Origin of the sequence: uncultured Chitinophaga sp., from assembly GCF_902168175.1 — a bacterium.
In the GTDB taxonomy this organism is placed as follows: Bacteria; Bacteroidota; Bacteroidia; order Chitinophagales; family Chitinophagaceae; genus Chitinophaga.
The window spans coordinates 272,454-290,000 of record NZ_CABHOU010000076.1 but is presented as its reverse complement, the minus strand read 5'-3'; the positions used below and the strand labels follow the sequence as shown (position 1 = coordinate 290,000).

Genomic DNA, 17,547 nt, shown 5'->3' with positions numbered 1-17,547 from the left:
GAAAGTTCTTGAAAAGGGCGGCCCCGAAGAAAAAGAGTACCGACAACTGGATGAGATATTCCAGGTATTGTCTGAAGACCTCCGTAAGGGCCTGCTTAATCCTGAAGAAATAGAACTGTTCCATAAAAGTCTTTTTGGCGAAGGCATGGAAGATTCACTGCACGGTCACTGCCAGTTAAAACCTTACGGTTATGCGGGCGACTTCATGATCATCGACAAAATGTACCGCCAGCAGGTGACTGACAATCCACGCTTCCGTAAATGGGACATGTTCTGGAATAATCATGCGGCAGTAAAGGCCGTGCGCAACCGGAAGGATTATTTCATCCACACCCTTCGCGCACACCTGCAATCGAAGCGGCCGCTCCGCCTGTTAAACGTAGCCAGCGGCCCCGCACGCGACCTCAGCGAGTTGTATGCACAGATTAACCCCGCGAGCCTGCAAACGACCTGCATCGAGGCTGATAGCCATGCTATCGGGTATGCGCGTGAACTGACGAAGGAGTATGAGGAGCAGGTGAACTTTGTTCACAAAAACGTTTTCCGCTACCAGGATACGGCGCAGTACGATGTTGTTTGGAGCGCGGGACTGTTCGACTACTTTGAAGACAAGTTATTCATCAAACTGTTGAAGAAACTGGTGAGTTGGGCTGCACCCGGAGGTGAAGTGATTGTCGGTAACTTCAACACACACAATCCAAGCCGCCAGTACATGGAGCTGATCGGCGACTGGTACCTTCATCACCGTTCTGCCGAAGAACTGACCGAACTGGCGATACAGGCGGGTATTGACCGCGAGCGCATACACGTGGGCAGCGAGCCGGAAGCGATCAATTTGTTCCTGCATATTCGTGTGTAGGTCAAATGTTGATCCTCCTGTCGCGCGCTACTACTTTCCACTCCATGGCGGCTTCGCCGTGTTTTATCACCACTGCCCTTTCGTATAAAGCTACGGTGGGGCAAATATGAACGGGCGCGCCGTACAGTACGTCACCTACTGAAAATACAGACGCGTCCTCTACTCTAACGACCAAATGCTCTTCGCTTTGCCGTATGGGCTTTGCATCGGGTGCATTGAGAAAGTACACCCTCGGAAAAGGATTTTCTGCAGCTACTGATTTATGTCCGAGATCGGTGCAAATGGTGTGTTCGTCGATAATAGAAATTACGCGGGTGATGACTAAAGCTGCATAGTCGAACGGGAGGTCGGGCAGTTGCGTTTTGTAGCTGTAATCCCAGAACACGAAGGTGCCCGGACTGCACTGTACACCTTTCCTGCGCATATGTGTGGGAAAGGTGGGCGATCCGCCCATAACAATAAGCGGTGTTACGCCTGACTGTTCTTTGATTTTTCCTGCCATAACTTCAACTTTGGCAAAACCATTGTCGCTGCGTTGCTGGCGAACATCTATTGCGGTATCACTTACCTGGCCATCGTAACCATGTAAGCCTGTCATTTTAATACCGGGTAAGGAGGTAGCGTACGTCCATAACGCCAGAGCGGGTTCACCTGCGGCAATGCCTGTACGGTCCATACCCACGTTAATATCTATCAATACACGCACGTCCACCCCATTTGCCACCGCCAGTTTCGATAAGGTTTGGGCTACCGGTGCATTGTCAATGAGGCAGGAAAAAACAGTGGTGGGATATGTTTTGATTAACTGGATAAAACGTTCCGCTTTGGGGCCAACCGGCTGGTACGCCAGCAACACATCCGGGGCCTTTATGCCTGCGAGCATTTCTGCCTCGGCGATGGTGGCGCACTTAAACTGTGTAATACCCTCATCGAGCATCAGTTGGCATACCTCCGCTATTTTATTGGTCTTTACGTGCGGTCGCAGCAACATTACATCGCCCGACAGCAGCCTGAGCAGGCGGATGTTCTCCTTTACTTTTTCGTAGTAAACGACCAGTGCGGGAGAATCGATGGTGGATATGTTACGGATGCTGTACCAGGCAGCGGTATCGTTCGTTGTCATGGTATAATGATCGTGGTTTTAGCGGAGAAAAACAAACGGCTATTCCTTTATAGGACCGATGTATTTCCTGGCCACTACAATATGGTCGTATTTGATATGATTTTTCATACCTGCGGGCGTAAAGTCATCGAAATATTCGATCCAGATATAGTTGATGTTCAGCGAAGGTTTGGTACGCCACCTGAAGCCTTCGAAGCCCGGGTCAGTATCGTTGGCGATGAATTTGTCGCGTACCCAGCGACCGCCGGGAAAACCTGGCCCCCAGTGTCCCATCAGTTTACCGTTACACCATACGGCCAGCTCACCATTCGAGGCTTCTACGGGGTTATTTAGTTTCACCATTACTTCTATACACATCCACTCGTCCCAATCCACCTTCCTGCGCGCTTTAGGATCGAAAAATACATTGCCGTAACACCGGAAACCGTTTCCGCTATTCATGAACGGCCAGTAAATGTAAGTATCCATCTGTTGGCCACCCTGACTGGCTTCGTAGGATACAGATATCCTGCCCTCTACGTTGCAAACTGCAGCTTTGGGCGATGGGTAAGGCAACACAGGATCGTAACCGCCGAACCAGATGGCTTCGTGGTGAATATAGTTGCTGTCTGACTTTGGGTATTTCACATAATAGCGAATATACACTGTGCTATCGAACCCGGGCTTGAAATTGCGGTATAGATGCCCGCCCGTATTCACCCCTCCGATATTCGTCATTTTCATAGACTGCTTGCCCGCGCTGCCTTTCGGCACATCAGCATCCATAGACATTCCCGCTTTATTTAACACGTCAGAATAGCGGGCCAACACTTCATTCATGCCCGTTTCGAAATCTTCAACGAACAGAACGTTACTATCTTTTTCAATCCCTTTATCGCCCGGATAACGCCCGGCAATACCCTGCGGCAACTGTGCAACCGACAGCACAGGAATAGCCAGGAACAAGAGCAGTATTCGTTTCCGCATGACTGTGTGTTTTAATGTTATGACGCAGGTTTTCCTTTCCAGGGCGTGCTGAATTTATAGCTGCCCGAGCCTACCTTCAACACTACATAGGCTCCTTCCCTGCCTGCGGGCTGTATGTCCTTATTTAAAACCTTTCCGTTTTCCGTTACTTCTTCCACACTGCCGGCAGGTACATATACCGTAGCGGTAGTATTTGCAGGCACTTCTATATCCATCAACAATTTATCATTTTCTATCCTCCATGCAGATGATAATTTACCATAACGTGTGGTATACCCCGCTGCGGCATTGGTGAAGCCACCACCGATATGGGGTTTAATGCGTACCTTTTTGTAACCGACGCCGTCGCCATCAATATCCAGTCCGGCCATTACACGATACATCCAATCGCCGATGGCACCATAGGCATAGTGGTTAAAGGAGTTCATAGATGCTTCCTGGAAACTGCCGTCTGGTTTAATGCCATCCCAACGTTCCCAGATGGTGGTAGCGCCTTTTGTTACCGGGTACAACCATGATGGATAACTTTGCTGTAATAACAATTCGTAAGCTACGTCCGTGTGCCCGAAGCGGCTCAGTACCTCGCAGAGATAAGGCGTACCGAGGAACCCTGTAGTCAGGTGCGTTCTATACAACCTGATATCTGCTACCAGTCTGTCTGCCGCCTGCTGACGAAGGTTTTCGGGCAACATATCGAACTGCAGGGCCAGTACGTAAGATGTTTGGGTATTGGACATCGTGGCGCCGTTGGCAGTGAGGTATTCTTTTACGAAGGCATTCTTTACACGCTGCAGTAGTGCGGTGTAGTAGGTTACATCTTCGTTCCTGCCCAACACTTTTGCAGCGTTGATCATCAGTTGTGTAGAGTGGCCAAAGAAACACTGCGCAATGAAGAATTTATTCGTAATGGCCGATCTGCCATCGCGGTCATCGTTAACGCTATAAAACAGCCAGTCGCCATAATGGGTGCCGGTGTTGTACAAACCGTTGGGAGCCAGTTTCTCCATATAACCTACCCAGGCCTTCATGCTGGCGTACTGCGTTTCCAATATCTTTTTATCGCCGTACACCTGGTACATGCCCCATGGAATAATGGTAGCTACATCGGCCCAGCCTGCGGGGCCACCGCTGCCGTCGAAGGTATTGGGCACCACACGCGGTACGCTGCCGTTGGGCATTTGTTCTGCCGCTACGTCTTTCATCCACTTATCAAAAAAGTTATTTACATCGCGCAGGTAAGAGGCTGTCCGGAAAAACACCTGTGCGTCGCCTGTCCAGCCAAGCCGTTCATCCCTTTGCGGACAATCGGTGGGCACATCGAGAAAGTTACCTTTCAATCCCCATTCGATGTTTTGTTGCAGTTGGTTTACCAGCTTATTCGACGTGGTAAATGAGCCGGAAGGTTTCATGGCGGAATAGAGCGCCACAGCGGTAAAGTTTTCGGGTGTAAGTTCGCCGGGGTAGCCATCCACCTTAATGTAACGGAACCCATGCCAACTGAAATGCGGTTCAAATACTTCCTCCCCTGTTCCTGCTAAAATATAGATGTCCTGGGCCCTGGCGGAGCGAAGGTTTTCGGTGTAGAAGTTGCCTGCCTTATCCAGCACCTCCGCATGTGAGATGGTGATACTGTCGCCTGCTTTGCCTTTCACTTTAACAACTACCCAGCCGGCGAGGTTCTGCCCGAAATCTATAACCTGCTCGCCCTTCGGGGTTTTAAATATCCTGATTGGGGCGATCACTTCATGCTTTTTAACCGGCTCGTTGTAAGTAGCTACCAGTACGTCTTTTGAGTAACCGGCACGTTTAACTGCGGGCCAGTTGTCTTTATTAAGTTGCTGTTGCCGGGCATCAAACTTTTCGCCGGCGTATATCTCGGAGTAACGGATGCCGCTGGCAGCCGCTTTCCAGTTTTCATCTGACACGATCGATTCCTGTGTACCATCTGCATAAGTGATATCGAGTTGAAACAGCAGGGCTGCATCTTTCCCATAAATATTTTTAGTATTGCCGAAGGAGAAATTGCCGCGGTACCAGCCCGTTCCCAACAGTACACTGATTTCGTTTTGCCCTTGTTGCAAGGCCGCGGTTACATCGTAGGCCTGGTATTGCAGGCGTTTGTTGTAACTCGTCCAGCCGGGGGTAAAGTAGGCATCACCCACTCTTTTATTATTGATATGTGCTTCATACAGGCCGTGAGCAGTAATATAAGCGGTCGCAGTTTTTACTTTCTTTTGGGCTGTAAATTTCCGGAAAAACTGTGGTGAGGGGCGTAAGGGCTCTTCCACGAAACCTGGTTCTATCCAGGATGCTTTCCAGTCGGCGGCTTTGAGTAGTCCCATCTGCCAAAAGGCAGGGGTTGTCCATGCCGAAGCAGCGCCTGAATTATCCCATACCCTTACCTGCCAGTAGTAACGCTGACCGGCATTAAGCACCGGGCCTTCATACGGAACATGCAACGATTGATCTGACGCCACTTTTCCTGTGCTCCAGGTACTTTTACCTCTTGCCAGTTCTTTAGGATCGTTGCCTACCCTCAGTTCGTATGCCGATTGCATGACATTACGTTTGGGTGATATGAGTTGCCAGCTGAAACGCGGCGTGGTAATATCCAGCCCGATCGGGTTATCCAGGTTTTCGACTACTGGCTGCTGTACCTGTATTTGGGCCGTAGCAGCGGTAAAGCTGCATAATAAAGCGGCGAAAAGGAGTTTCTTCATGACGTGACTGATATTGTTAGTACCTCCCAACCGGCTGTATTTATGCCGTTACCGGGAAACGGGAAGGAAAGTACGTAATTCAGTTTAGGTTTGCAACCTGCACCGTGGGGTGGTAAATTACATCAACCTATTCAAATCAGCCTTCAGCGAAGGTATATCCAAACCGATTATTGTTACCGCAGCTGTTAAAGGACTATCGTCCTTTATGCCACAGCTACCTGGTTCCGCTTAAAGTCGCTGAACCTTCTCCCACATCCATTCTTAAAAAACTTAGAAAAATGCCCCGGATCTGAAAAGCCAAGCGCCCAAGCTATTTCCTTCATACTTACATCCGAAACCGCAGCCTGCCGCTGTGCTTCGAGTATTATCCTGCGGCGGATATGATGCCCGGCCGAAAACCCGGTATTCTTTTTAACCGCACCGCTCAGGTAGTTGGGCGTTACGAACAGGAGCGCCGCATATTCCGCTACGGTTTTATTAGTACGGTAATGCTCTTCTACCAAACCAAGGAATTTGTCCACCAGCGTTTTATTCATCCGGTAAATATCTTCCGGCTCGTTATTTAACTGGCGCGATAAATACACGAAAAAAATCTTCAGGTAACGATGCATCATTTCCGTACGGAACAATCTGCTGCCATGGTACTCTGTAGTAAGTTTATTAACGATATCGACCAGTTCATGAAGGGTATCATCATCCAGCCTGGTTGTAACAGCGTTGCGCAGCAGTTGGTAAAAGGTAGAATGATAGGCCATGCCTGGCTCGTCGTTACCCGTAAACAAAAAGCTGTCGTTAAACCGCATCACATATCCTTCTGCATCTCCGTTCAATTTCAATTCGTGCAGTTGGCGCGGACAAATACAGCATATACGGTCTGGGGCCAGTTCGTATGTCTGCAAATCGACTACAATTTTGCCGGTACCATGAGTAAGCCATATCACCTCCACAAATTCGTGCCGGTGCGGGGTCCATTCGTCGGCAGGCAGGTTATTTCCAATAGCACGTATCTCAAAGAACGGGCCTTGTACTGCTACTTCCTGTGCGTAGTTTTTCCATTGATAGAGGTGGGGCGTACGTGTGGGTGCTGTGAATGTCGACTTCATGATCAATGTTTAGGTGGTTTGAAAAGCGTTTGTTGTTTTTACAATGTGAAAATATTCTGTTCCGCATCGTTCATCAACCATTACTCGTTGAACAGGCAATACCGCTCGGTAAATAAAAAAGGGATGCTCCGGCATCCCTTTTTCCTAACATCTTTCGTGAAAATGCCGCGCTTCATCCAGTGCGCTCCGGCAAATAACCGACAGCTCCTGTAGCGCCTGCGCTGCTATATTTTTATCGTTCGTATACTCCAGCAAATCGAGCAGGCGTTGCAGGCGTTCGGTGAGGCCCATGATGGATACACTGGTTTTCATATTGTGAGCCGCCCGCGCCAGTGATGGCAGATCGTCCTGCACGATGGCCTGTGTCATCAGCAGCAACTCTTCGGGCACCATTTCTATAAACTGCGCAGAGGCCTTCTTTTCATAACTCCTGTTTCCTTTACTGATTGATTTAAGATATCCTAAATTGATAAACTGGTATTCCAGCCCGGCCTCCTCCGTTGGCGTGCCTGTAAACTTCAGTATCAATTCGTGCAGGATACTTTCATTTACGGGTTTGGATATATAATCATTCATCCCGTAACTCAGGCATTTCTCACGTTCGCCGGCCATAGCATGGGCGGTCATCGCGATGATCGGCGTATCGAGGTGTAACTGCTGGCGGATAGACTGAGCTGCGGTATAGCCATCCATACCCGGCATTTGGATATCCATTAGTACTAAGTCATACTTTTTCGTTCTTAGCAGTTCAAGTGCTGCTGCACCATCGCCGGCTACGTCGAACGACAACTCCCACTGGGCCAGCAGGTGACGCATCAGTTCCTGGTTCATGCGATTGTCATCTACCACCAATAAATGTACCGGCGTGCTGCCTTCGCGTTTGAACGCGGTAATGTCCTGCGGTTGCTGTAAGGTGTATTGCTGCGTAGAAATGCGGTAAGGAATGGTAAAATGGAATTCGGTGCCCTTTCCTGGAATACTCGTCACACCGATAGAGCCGTGCTGCAGCTCCACCAGTTTCTTTACGATAGAAAGTCCGAGCCCGGTACCGCCATAACGCCTCGTGATCGAATCTTCAGCCTGTTGGAAACGTTCGAAAATATCAGGCAGTTTTTTAGGATCGATCCCAATACCCGTATCATTGATTATAAATACCAGTGTAATTTGCCCGTCCGCACGTTCACTGTTCTTTATCCGTATGGTTACGCCGCCCTTATCAGTGAACTTGATGGCGTTCTCGATGAGGTTTACGAGTATTTGTGTAAGTCTTACCGGGTCGCCCACCAGTGTATCAGGGATCGTTTTATCGATATCTATAGAAAGGCTCAGGCTCTTCTCCTTTATCTTTTCACTAAATAATGTCTGGATAGAATGGAACAGTCCGCGGATGCTGAAAGCGCTTGTTTCTATACGCATCATACCCGCTTCTATTTTGGAGAGATCGAGTATATCGTTAACGATGCTCATTAAATTTTCGCCGGCGCTTTGTATGGCCGTTACGAACTGGTGCGACTGCGAATCAAGCTGCCTTACCTTCAGCAGGTTAGTAAAACCGAGCATGGCATTAAGCGGCGTACGTATTTCGTGGCTCATGTTGGCCAGGAAGTTTTCTTTAATTTGAGCTGTTTCGCGCACCTTTTTCTCCGAGGCGTCCAGGCGAACGATGAGCGCACTTTGTTTGCCATAACGGCTGATAATAAACAGCAATACAGCTCCGGCGGCCAGCACTACAATTACGATCAGGACGATATTCCATTGCTGCGCCTTTTTCCCATCCGCCTCTATATCGCCGCTCAACATGGTAAGATACGACTGGCGGCTGTCGTAAATTGCTTTAGTAACCTGGCTGATTTCGTTTGATATTTCCCTGGCTCTTGGATTGGCAATGAGGCTGGTATCGTCCATACGGCCGTGCTCGAAAAACTCGTGCATTAGCTTATTCTTTGCTTTGAGTTTTTCGCGCGCGAGGAAACCCAGCCGATCGATATATTTTACGGCGGCAGGGTCTACGTTCGCACTTTCGATGGTATCCAGCAGGTGTTCCACTTCCTCGATCTTACGGTTTACGCCTTCGATGTGCGAAGTGTCGTCGGTGGCAATGGCAGCGCGAATGCGGCTTTCTACCCAGATAATATCCCGTTCCACCTCGCCCAAACCTTTGCCCAGGTTTAGTTCCCGCAACAGTTTGGCATTACCGTTAATAAGGTTAGAGATGTTGCGGGAGGCATTGAAGTGAATATAAACGATTAACAGCGTACCTGTAAAAAAGGCCGCTGTAATAAGGTAGATGAACCGTTTTTGCGTCATGAATTGCTGGTTTGCGGCCTAAAGAAAAAAGCCGGGGCCTTAACTTTTGCCCCGGCCAGCGTCTTTACTGCCTATAAATTGATTCCCTTGCTGCTGTAAATGTCGGCAATTATGGGAGTGACGATATTGCTACTGGCCCCTTAGCCGGTTTTACTCGCCGGAACGGCATTTTTGCCGGTTAAAGTATCCGCATGCGCTGATTCAGTGCTTTGCGGTAAGCATCGGCTACTGGCAGGGAGTGTTCGCCAATTGTTATAACGCCGCCCTGCAATGTATCTATCTTCGCAATTGCTACTAAATACGAACGGTGAACGCGCTGGAACAGGCGGGCGGGCAGTTTCTCTTCTACCGCTTTTAACGATGTATACACCGCATAAAACTTCTGGGCGGTGAACAGTTTTACATAATCGCCCATTGCCTCCGCAAACAATATGTCGTCGAGCTTCAGGCGGCGAACTACATGTGAATCGCGGATGAAGATGAACTCATCTTCGTTTGTTTCCACAGCTTCGCGCTTGCTGTTAATCACCTCCCGCGCCTTTTCCATGGCTTGCATAAAACGGGCGGGCGTTACTGGTTTTACGATGTAATCTACCACGTTCAGCTCGAAGGCTTCAGCGGCATATTCCTTTTTTGAAGTAGTGAAGATGATGGCCGGACGTTCTGCACCGAGGTTCTGCGTTAGCTCCAATCCACTCATACCGGGCATTTCGATGTCGAGTAACAGGAGGTCTACCGGCTGACGTTTGATGAAGTTATAGGCCTCCATGGCCGTACTGCATTCACCGGCAATGGTAATACCCTCTATCTGTGAGGCCAGTTCCTGCAATACGGAGCGCGCAATCTTGTTATCGTCTATTATAAGGCTGGTCATGCTGTGTAGTTTCGCGGGGCCTTTTCCAAATAGCCTGCCACAGTTATAACTAACTGATATTAATTTGTTTAACGAACATTCAGGCTCCAAAGATTAACGAAATATCACTAACAAATGGATAATCTGGCGAAATATCGCTAAAAATAATGGAAGATGGAAACATCCTGTAACCGGGTGCCGGAATGACCAATCTGAGAACATTATACATTACGCAACCGATTGTATAAAAATATTCATAATAAAGCTTAAATTAGCTACATTCACCCTGTATGCAAGCGATTGTATGGCAAACGACAAAGAAGTTACCATTTACGACATTGCCAAGCGGCTTAATATTTCCCCTGCAACGGTAAGCCGTGGCTTGCAGGACCACTCCTCTGTCAGCAAAAAAACGAAAAAAAAGATATTCGACGAAGCAGCCCAGATGGGTTACCGTATGAACCACTTTGCACGTAACCTCCGCCAGCAGAAAACGAAAACGATCGGTTTAATTGTACATGAATTAAAAAGTAACTTTATTACTTCGGTACTGGCTGGGATCGAAAAGGTAACCACCGAAGGCGGATATGACCTGATCATTGCCCACTCCTCCGAAAGTTACATTAAAGAAGCGGCTAATGCCCAAAACCTTTTTCATAAAAGAGTGGACGGGCTTATCGCCTCACTTTCGTTCGATACCATAGACCTGGCACATTACAAACCGTTCATCGATAAAGACATTCCTGTTATCTTTTTTGATCGTGTGGAGCAGGATGGCAACAGCACGGTGGTGATCATCGACAATGCAAAGTGCGGGTACATAGCCACGCAACACCTGCTAAACCAGGGCTGTAAACGAATAGCACATATTACATCCAGTCTGCAGCGAAACGTGTATTCGCAACGTTACAAAGGCTACCTCGATGCGTTGGCAGACCATGGCATCGTCGCCGATGAAAGTTTGCTGCTGGTATCAGACCTCAGCGAAGAGGCCAGCATAACGGCCGCCATGCAGGTGCTTCAAATGAAACCCTTGCCTGACGGAATTTTTGTGACGAACGATTTTGTAGCGGCCGTTTGTATGCGTACATTGAAGGAACACGGCGTCCGCATCCCGGAGGATATTGCGATTGTTGGATTTAACAACGATGCTATTGGCAAACTGATAGAACCGGCCCTTAGCACGATCAACTACCCGGGCAACGATATGGGAGAAATTGCGGCGCGTTACCTGATCAATCACCTGAACGGCGTAAGCCGCATCACCCAAACCAATACCATCGTAGTACGGTCGGAGCTGATCGTACGGGAATCATCTTTAAAGAACGTACAAGCACCACATTATGGCAAATGAAAAAGAAGTGACTATCTACGATATTGCCAAAAAACTGAAGATATCGGCCACCACGGTGAGTCGTGGCCTGCAGGACCATCCCCTCATCAGTAAAAAAACCAAAAAACGTATTGCCGACCTGGCACTGGAACTGGGGTATCAGACTAATCACTTCGCCAAAAACCTCCGCAGCCAGAGAACCAATACCATCGGGGTGATCATTCCCAGGCTGAACAGTAATTTCATGTCGTCGGTAATAGCCGGTATGGAAAATGTGGCCAGCGAACATGGATACTCGCTGATTATCAGCCAGTCGTCTGAATCGGCTGATAAAGAAGCGAACAATGCCCGGACGATGTTTAACAGTCGTGTAGACGGGCTGCTGGTATCGCTGGCTTACGACATCGCCGATCTGAAACATTTCGATCCTTTCTTCAAAAAGAATACACCCGTCATTTTCTTTGATCGTGTAATGGAACATGAAAACTCCACGAGCATACTGATCGATAACCGCCAGGCCGGCTACAATGCCACCAAACACCTGATAGAACAGGGATGTAAGCGGCTTGTGCATATTACCGCGCCTCCAAGACAAAACGTGTACAAAGACCGCCTGAGAGGCTTTAAAGACGCTCTCTCTGATTTCAAACTGAAATATAAGGACGAGCAGACGATCATTACCGACCTTACGCAAGGTGCGGGCACGGAGGCTGCCAAACAGATACTGAACATGAAACCGATGCCCGACGGTGTGTTTGTGGCGAACGATAGCTGCGCCGTGGGCTGTATGCTGGCCCTGAAACAGGAAGGCATCCGTATACCGGAAGACATTGCATTTGTGGGCTTCAACAACGATCCCGTCGCCACCGTGATTGAGCCTAACCTGACGACTATTAATTACGGTGGTTATGAAATGGGGCAGGTGTCGGCGCGGTTACTGATCAATCACCTGAACGGTACCTCGCCTATTACCAATACGAACACAATTATACTGCGCTCGGAGTTGCTCGTACGCCGGTCATCACTGAAAAAAACATGATACCCGCCCAGTTAAACCATTTATGATTTCCGTTATGAAAACAACTTGTTGCTCCATTTTATTCCTGGTGCTTTTCCACTTCTGCCGTGCCGGTCATCACGACGGGCTTTGGATACGTTATACCAAAACAGATAACCCGGCGCTACTGCAGCAATACAGGCGGGCCTTTCCTGTTATACATATACAGGGCGGCTCCCCTACCCTCGACCTTGCCCGCACTGAACTGCAACAGGGCTTGCGCACCATATTAGGCCAGCCGGTAGATACTGCCGGGAGTTTTATGAGCATCGGCATTATCGCAGGCGCCGGCAAACAGGTGCAAGAACTACTTCCCTCTGAAGATTTTACACAACTGGGGAAAGAGGGATTCGTGATCAGGCAGGCAGGCAATCGCCTGGTTATATCCGCTAATACGGACGCAGGTATTTTGTACGGCGTGTATCACTTCCTGCGACTGCTGCAAACACAACAACCCGTTCCCCTGGCCACCGTCAAAAGCAGTCCTAAGATCCAACACCGCATTTTAAATCACTGGGATAACCTGAACCGTTATGTAGAAAGAGGATATTCGGGCATCTCTATCTGGAACTGGCACACGCTGCCCGACTATATTGACCAGCGCTACATCGACTACGCCCGGGCTAATGCGGCTATTGGCATTAATGGTACGGTACTGACCAATGTAAATGCGAATGCACTGGTGCTAACGCGCCCTTATCTCGAAAAAGTAGCCGCACTGGCAAAGGTGTTTCGCCCATACGGCATAAGGGTTTACCTGACGGCCAGGTTCAGCGCCCCCATAGAAATAGGCGGTTTAAAAACTGCCGATCCCCTGGATGCAGACGTGCAGGCCTGGTGGAAAACAAAAGCAAAGGAGATATACGACATCATACCCGACTTTGGTGGTTTTCTCGTAAAAGCCAATTCAGAAGGGCAACCTGGCCCGCAGAACTATAAAAGGACCCATGCCGACGGGGCTAACATGCTGGCCGATGCGGTGGCGCCTTTCGGCGGTATCGTAATGTGGCGGGCGTTTGTGTATACGAACGAAACACCTGAAGACCGTTTCAAACAGGCTTACAACGAATTCAAACCGCTCGACGGCCAGTTCCGCAATAACGTACTGGTACAGGTTAAAAACGGCCCTATCGACTTCCAGCCGCGGGAGCCGTTCTCCCCTCTCTTTGGTGCTATGCCCAAAACACCGTTGATGATGGAGTTCCAGGTGACGCAGGAGTACCTGGGACAAGGCACTCACCTGTTGTATGAAGCGCAGATGTTCAAAGAAGCGCTGGAAGCAGACACCTGGCAAAAGGGCAAAGGGTCTACAGTGGCCCGCGTAATCGACGGCAGTTTGCATCAATACAAAATGACTGGCATTGCCGGTGTAGCCAATATCGGCAATGATGCTAACTGGACAGGCCATCCGTTCGGCCAGGCTAACTGGTATACCTTCGGGCGACTGGCCTGGGACCATGAACTGTCTGCCACAGCAATAGCGGACGAATGGATAAAACAATCATTCGGCAACCATAAAACCACTGTTAATGCGGTCCGTAATATCATGCTGGCCTCTTACCCGGCGCTGGTGAATTATATGACACCACTGGGCCTGCATCATATTATGGGTACCGGTCACCATTACGGGCCGGCGCCATGGGTGAGCAATGCGGGCAGGGCCGACTGGAACCCGGTGTATTATCACCAGGCAGATACGGTGGGCATTGGGTTTAACAGGACAGCCACGGGCAGTAATGCGCTGGCTCAGTATGCACCACAGGTAAGGCAGCTGTACGAGAACATCAACACTTGTCCGGAAGCATATTTACTCTGGTTCCATCATGTACCCTGGCAACATAAAATGAGATCAGGCCGAACGCTTTGGGAAGAACTGTGCCATGACTATTACGCGGGTGTGGACGCCGTAAAAACCATCCGTCAGCAATGGCAGGGGTTAAAGGGGCTGGTGGATGAGGAACGTTTCAGCCAGGTAAGTATGCTGCTGGACATCCAGGTGAAAGAAGCCACCTGGTGGCGCGACGCCTGCCTGTTGTACTTCGGACAATTCTCCAGAAGGCCTTTACCTACGGGATACGAACAACCCGACAAAACACTGGAATACTATCAGCAATTACGTTTCCCATATGCCCCGGGCAATGGGCAATAAGCAATTATCAAAACCTTAAAGCTTACGTATGAAACATCGTTCTTTTTATTTTGCAGGCCTGCTCGCCATGAGTGCTGCCTGTAACAATAGCGGACAAACGAAAGAAGCGGCCGCAGACTCCACCCCTGTAAAACCGGAGAAAACATATCTCTCCCAACCACTCGTTTCGCATATATACACCGCCGACCCTTCCGCGCATGTATTTTCCAACAGGCTTTACATCTATAATTCGCACGATACCGCTACGGGAACAAAGGAGGATGACCTGGGCAGTCATTTCGATATGCGCGATTACCATATCCTGTCCATGGATACTGTGGGTGGGCAGGTGACGGACCATGGCGTTGCGCTGGATATTAAGAACGTTCCATGGGCAGGCCGCCAGTTATGGGCCCCGGATGCTGCTTTTGCGAACAACACCTATTACCTCTACTTCCCGGCTAAGGACAAACAAGGTATTTTCCGGATTGGTGTAGCCACCAGCAGTAAGCCAGAAGGGCCATTCACCCCTGAGAAAGAACCCATTAAAGGCAGCTACAGCATTGACCCCTGTATATTCGGGGATGACGATGGCAGTTTTTACCTGTACTTTGGTGGTATATGGGGCGGGCAACTGCAACGCTGGAACAACAATACTTACGACTCCACAGCTGGCAACCGTCAACCGGAGGAACCTGCCATATTGCCACGCGTAGCGAAAATGAACGCTGGCATGAAGAGCTTTGACGGCCCGGTAAAAGAACTGCAACTGGTGGACGAAAAAGGCAATCCCTATAAAGAGAAAAACAACGACCACCGCTTCTTCGAAGGCCCCTGGATGCACAAATACAAAGGCAAGTACTACTTCTCCTACTCTACCGGCGACACCCACAATATTTGTTATGCCATTGGCGACAGTCCGTACGGCCCATTTACCTATAAAGGCGTAATACTTGAACCCGTGGAGGGATGGACCAGCCATCATTCTATTTTGGAAACCGGCGGAAAGTGGTATCTTTTCTACCACGATGTGCAACTATCGGGTAAAACACATTTACGGAATGTAAAAGTAACGGAGCTGCACTATAACGATGATGGGAGTATACAAACAATAAAATCCACGAAGTAAAAACTATGAACAAATTACTGATGCCAACAGCCCTGTTGCTGCTTTCGTTAACCGCAGCCGCACAGGTAAAGCTGCCCCGTTTAGTGCGCGACAGCATGGTACTACAGCGCGATACAAAAATAAGGTTATGGGGATGGGCCGGTGCAGGAGAAAAAGTATCCATCAAATTCAACAACAAAACCTACAAAACTACCACCGGCGCTAACGGCAAATGGATGGTTTTTCTCCCTCCCACCAAAGCCGGAGGTCCTTACACGATCAATATCGACGCCAGCAATCACATCACACTAAAAGATGTACTGATCGGTGATGTATGGATTTGCTCAGGACAATCGAACATGGTTCACCAGGTGGCGCTGCACCGGGAGCGGTACGAGAAAGAAATCGCAGCTTCCGCCAATCCCAACATCCGGCACTTCGCCATACCGATGTTGACCGACCTGCAGGCGCCGCACGACGACCTGCCCGCCGGCTCCTGGAAAGCCGCCGATCCTGAGAATGTATTACAATTCTCTGCCGTGGCCTATTTCTTCGCCAAACAGATATACGATCGTTATAAAGTGCCCATTGGTCTGATCAACGCCAGCATAGGCGGTACACCAATCGAAGCCTGGACAAGCGAAGAAGGGCTCTCCGCATTCCCCGGCATCACAAAAACGATCAGGCAAAATAAAGACACTGCCTACATCAACGACTTAAAACGCAAAATAGCAGCCGCTAATGCCAGTCGCCCGAAACCGCAGGACCTTGGCCTTACAGGCAGCACGCCCTGGTACAATGAAAACTACGTACCTAAAGGCTGGCGCCCCATCAACGTACCCGGTTACTGGGAAGATCAGGGCATCAAAGATCTCGATGGCATTGTATGGTACCGCCGCGAAATAGACGTACCTGCATCAATGGTGAATGTGCCGGCAAAACTGGCTTTAGGAAGGATTGTAGATGCCGATTTGGTGTATATCAATGGCAAACAGGTGGGCACTACCAGCTATAGATATCCGCAAAGGAGATATCCATTGGAGTCCGGAGTGTTAAAGGCCGGCAAAAACATCATCACAGTCAAAGTCACTAATGACAACGGCAAAGGAGGTTTTATGCCAGATAAACCTTACTATATCAGCGCCGGAAAAGATACACTCGACATTAAAGGCACCTGGTTGTACAAAGTAGGTGATGCATTTACACCACAACCAGCCGCCCCTGTATTTATTGCACATTACAGTCCTGCCGCCCTCTATAACGCCATGCTGGCCCCCACAGTTCCGTACACCGTAAAAGGTTTCCTCTGGTACCAGGGCGAAGCGAATGGCGGCGCGCCGGAAGCGTATACCGATTTAATGCCCGCTCTCATCCGCGACTGGCGTGGCAAGTGGGGCTTAGGCGACTTACCCTTCTTTTGGGTTCAGCTACCGAACTACATGGAGATGAAATACCTGCCAGGTGAAAGCTCCTGGGCAGCTACAAGGGAAGCGCAGTTCAAAGCACTTTCGCAACCCAATACCGGTATGGCTGTTACGATAGATCTTGGAGAATGGAACGATGTGCATCCTGATAAGAAAAAAGATGTAGGCGACAGACTGGCCTTACTCGCGCAAAGAACTGCATATGGCGACAAACAAATCGTAGCCTCCGGGCCACTGTTTCAGTCGGCCGACATAACGAACGACAGCATTATCATCCACTTTACCGATACCGGCAGTGGTTTAATTACCATTGATGGCGAGGCGCCCGGCGATGTGGCCATAGCGGGTGCCGACAAGAAATTTGTGTGGGCGAAAGCGCGTATCAGTAACAATAAACTCATTGTATGGCACGAAGACATTAAAGCGCCAAAATTTGTAAGATATGCCTGGGCCGACAACCCCGTGCAGCCTAATTTGTATAACAAAGAGGGATTACCGGCGTCTCCGTTCAGGACCGATAAATAATAAAAAGGGCTGGAGTATTCCGGCCCTTTGTTTAACATTTA

Annotated in this window: 12 protein-coding genes; 6 read left to right on the top strand and 6 right to left on the bottom strand. The window is 49.3% G+C overall.

What is annotated here, in order from left to right:
- Positions 1-859: class I SAM-dependent methyltransferase (locus tag QZT80_RS18460; protein WP_295125401.1), on the top strand; the 859-nt coding region annotated here is incomplete at its 5' end.
- A gap of 1 nt (position 860) precedes the next feature.
- Here the strand turns inward: QZT80_RS18460 and QZT80_RS18455 are convergent.
- The 6 genes from QZT80_RS18455 to QZT80_RS18430 form a co-directional block, all read right to left on the bottom strand.
- The gene (locus QZT80_RS18455; RefSeq protein ID WP_295125398.1) at positions 861-1,982 is read right to left on the bottom strand and encodes a D-TA family PLP-dependent enzyme; all 1,122 of its coding nucleotides are present in this window, start codon (positions 1,980-1,982) and stop codon (positions 861-863) included.
- Between the two features lie 39 nt (positions 1,983-2,021).
- A complete protein-coding gene (locus QZT80_RS18450; RefSeq protein ID WP_295125396.1) occupies positions 2,022-2,948 on the bottom strand; it encodes a hypothetical protein in 927 nt (308 codons plus the stop codon).
- A gap of 17 nt (positions 2,949-2,965) precedes the next feature.
- On the bottom strand, positions 2,966-5,668 hold the full coding sequence (locus QZT80_RS18445; protein WP_295125393.1) for an alpha-L-rhamnosidase: 2,703 nt from the start codon (positions 5,666-5,668) through the stop codon (positions 2,966-2,968).
- A gap of 203 nt (positions 5,669-5,871) precedes the next feature.
- Positions 5,872-6,771 carry a helix-turn-helix domain-containing protein gene (locus QZT80_RS18440; RefSeq protein WP_295125390.1) on the bottom strand — a complete coding sequence of 300 codons (900 nt, stop codon included), beginning with the start codon at positions 6,769-6,771 and terminating at the stop codon, positions 5,872-5,874.
- A 144-nt stretch (positions 6,772-6,915) separates the two neighbouring features.
- Entirely contained in the window at positions 6,916-9,078 is a 2,163-nt protein-coding gene (locus QZT80_RS18435; protein ID WP_295125387.1) for an ATP-binding protein, read from the bottom strand.
- A 178-nt stretch (positions 9,079-9,256) separates the two neighbouring features.
- On the bottom strand, positions 9,257-9,952 hold the full coding sequence (locus QZT80_RS18430; protein ID WP_295125384.1) for a LytTR family DNA-binding domain-containing protein: 696 nt from the start codon (positions 9,950-9,952) through the stop codon (positions 9,257-9,259).
- Between the two features lie 283 nt (positions 9,953-10,235).
- On the opposite strand from QZT80_RS18430, the gene QZT80_RS18425 reads away from it, so the two are divergent.
- Genes QZT80_RS18425 through QZT80_RS18405 form a run of 5 tightly spaced genes read left to right on the top strand, consistent with a single transcriptional unit; the run spans position 10,236 to position 17,506 of the window.
- Entirely contained in the window at positions 10,236-11,285 is a 1,050-nt protein-coding gene (locus QZT80_RS18425) for a LacI family DNA-binding transcriptional regulator (RefSeq protein ID WP_295125381.1), read from the top strand.
- A complete protein-coding gene (locus tag QZT80_RS18420; RefSeq protein WP_295125378.1) occupies positions 11,275-12,303 on the top strand; it encodes a LacI family DNA-binding transcriptional regulator in 1,029 nt (342 codons plus the stop codon). Before QZT80_RS18425 ends, QZT80_RS18420 begins: the two co-directional genes overlap by 11 nt.
- A gap of 34 nt (positions 12,304-12,337) precedes the next feature.
- Positions 12,338-14,470, top strand: a complete 2,133-nt coding sequence (locus QZT80_RS18415; RefSeq protein WP_295125376.1) for an alpha-glucuronidase family glycosyl hydrolase — start codon at positions 12,338-12,340, stop codon at positions 14,468-14,470.
- Positions 14,471-14,498: 28 nt separating this feature from the next.
- The gene (locus QZT80_RS18410; protein ID WP_295125374.1) at positions 14,499-15,578 is read left to right on the top strand and encodes a glycoside hydrolase family 43 protein; all 1,080 of its coding nucleotides are present in this window, start codon (positions 14,499-14,501) and stop codon (positions 15,576-15,578) included.
- A gap of 5 nt (positions 15,579-15,583) precedes the next feature.
- Positions 15,584-17,506, top strand: a complete 1,923-nt coding sequence (locus QZT80_RS18405; RefSeq protein ID WP_295125371.1) for a sialate O-acetylesterase — start codon at positions 15,584-15,586, stop codon at positions 17,504-17,506.
- The last annotated feature ends 41 nt before the right edge of the window (positions 17,507-17,547 follow it).

Excerpts from the sequence above, each read along its gene's own strand:
- QZT80_RS18455 (WP_295125398.1), bottom strand. The coding sequence starts at position 1,982 with ATGACAACGAACGATACCGCTGCCTGGTACAGCATCCGTAACATATCC.
- QZT80_RS18420 (WP_295125378.1), top strand. The coding sequence starts at position 11,275 with ATGGCAAATGAAAAAGAAGTGACTATCTACGATATTGCCAAAAAACTG.
- QZT80_RS18450 (WP_295125396.1), bottom strand. The coding sequence starts at position 2,948 with ATGCGGAAACGAATACTGCTCTTGTTCCTGGCTATTCCTGTGCTGTCG.
- QZT80_RS18435 (WP_295125387.1), bottom strand. The coding sequence starts at position 9,078 with ATGACGCAAAAACGGTTCATCTACCTTATTACAGCGGCCTTTTTTACA.
- QZT80_RS18415 (WP_295125376.1), top strand. The coding sequence starts at position 12,338 with ATGAAAACAACTTGTTGCTCCATTTTATTCCTGGTGCTTTTCCACTTC.
- QZT80_RS18425 (WP_295125381.1), top strand. The coding sequence starts at position 10,236 with ATGGCAAACGACAAAGAAGTTACCATTTACGACATTGCCAAGCGGCTT.
- QZT80_RS18445 (WP_295125393.1), bottom strand. The coding sequence starts at position 5,668 with ATGAAGAAACTCCTTTTCGCCGCTTTATTATGCAGCTTTACCGCTGCT.
- QZT80_RS18410 (WP_295125374.1), top strand. The coding sequence starts at position 14,499 with ATGAAACATCGTTCTTTTTATTTTGCAGGCCTGCTCGCCATGAGTGCT.
- QZT80_RS18440 (WP_295125390.1), bottom strand. The coding sequence starts at position 6,771 with ATGAAGTCGACATTCACAGCACCCACACGTACGCCCCACCTCTATCAA.
- QZT80_RS18430 (WP_295125384.1), bottom strand. The coding sequence starts at position 9,952 with ATGACCAGCCTTATAATAGACGATAACAAGATTGCGCGCTCCGTATTG.
- QZT80_RS18405 (WP_295125371.1), top strand. The coding sequence starts at position 15,584 with ATGAACAAATTACTGATGCCAACAGCCCTGTTGCTGCTTTCGTTAACC.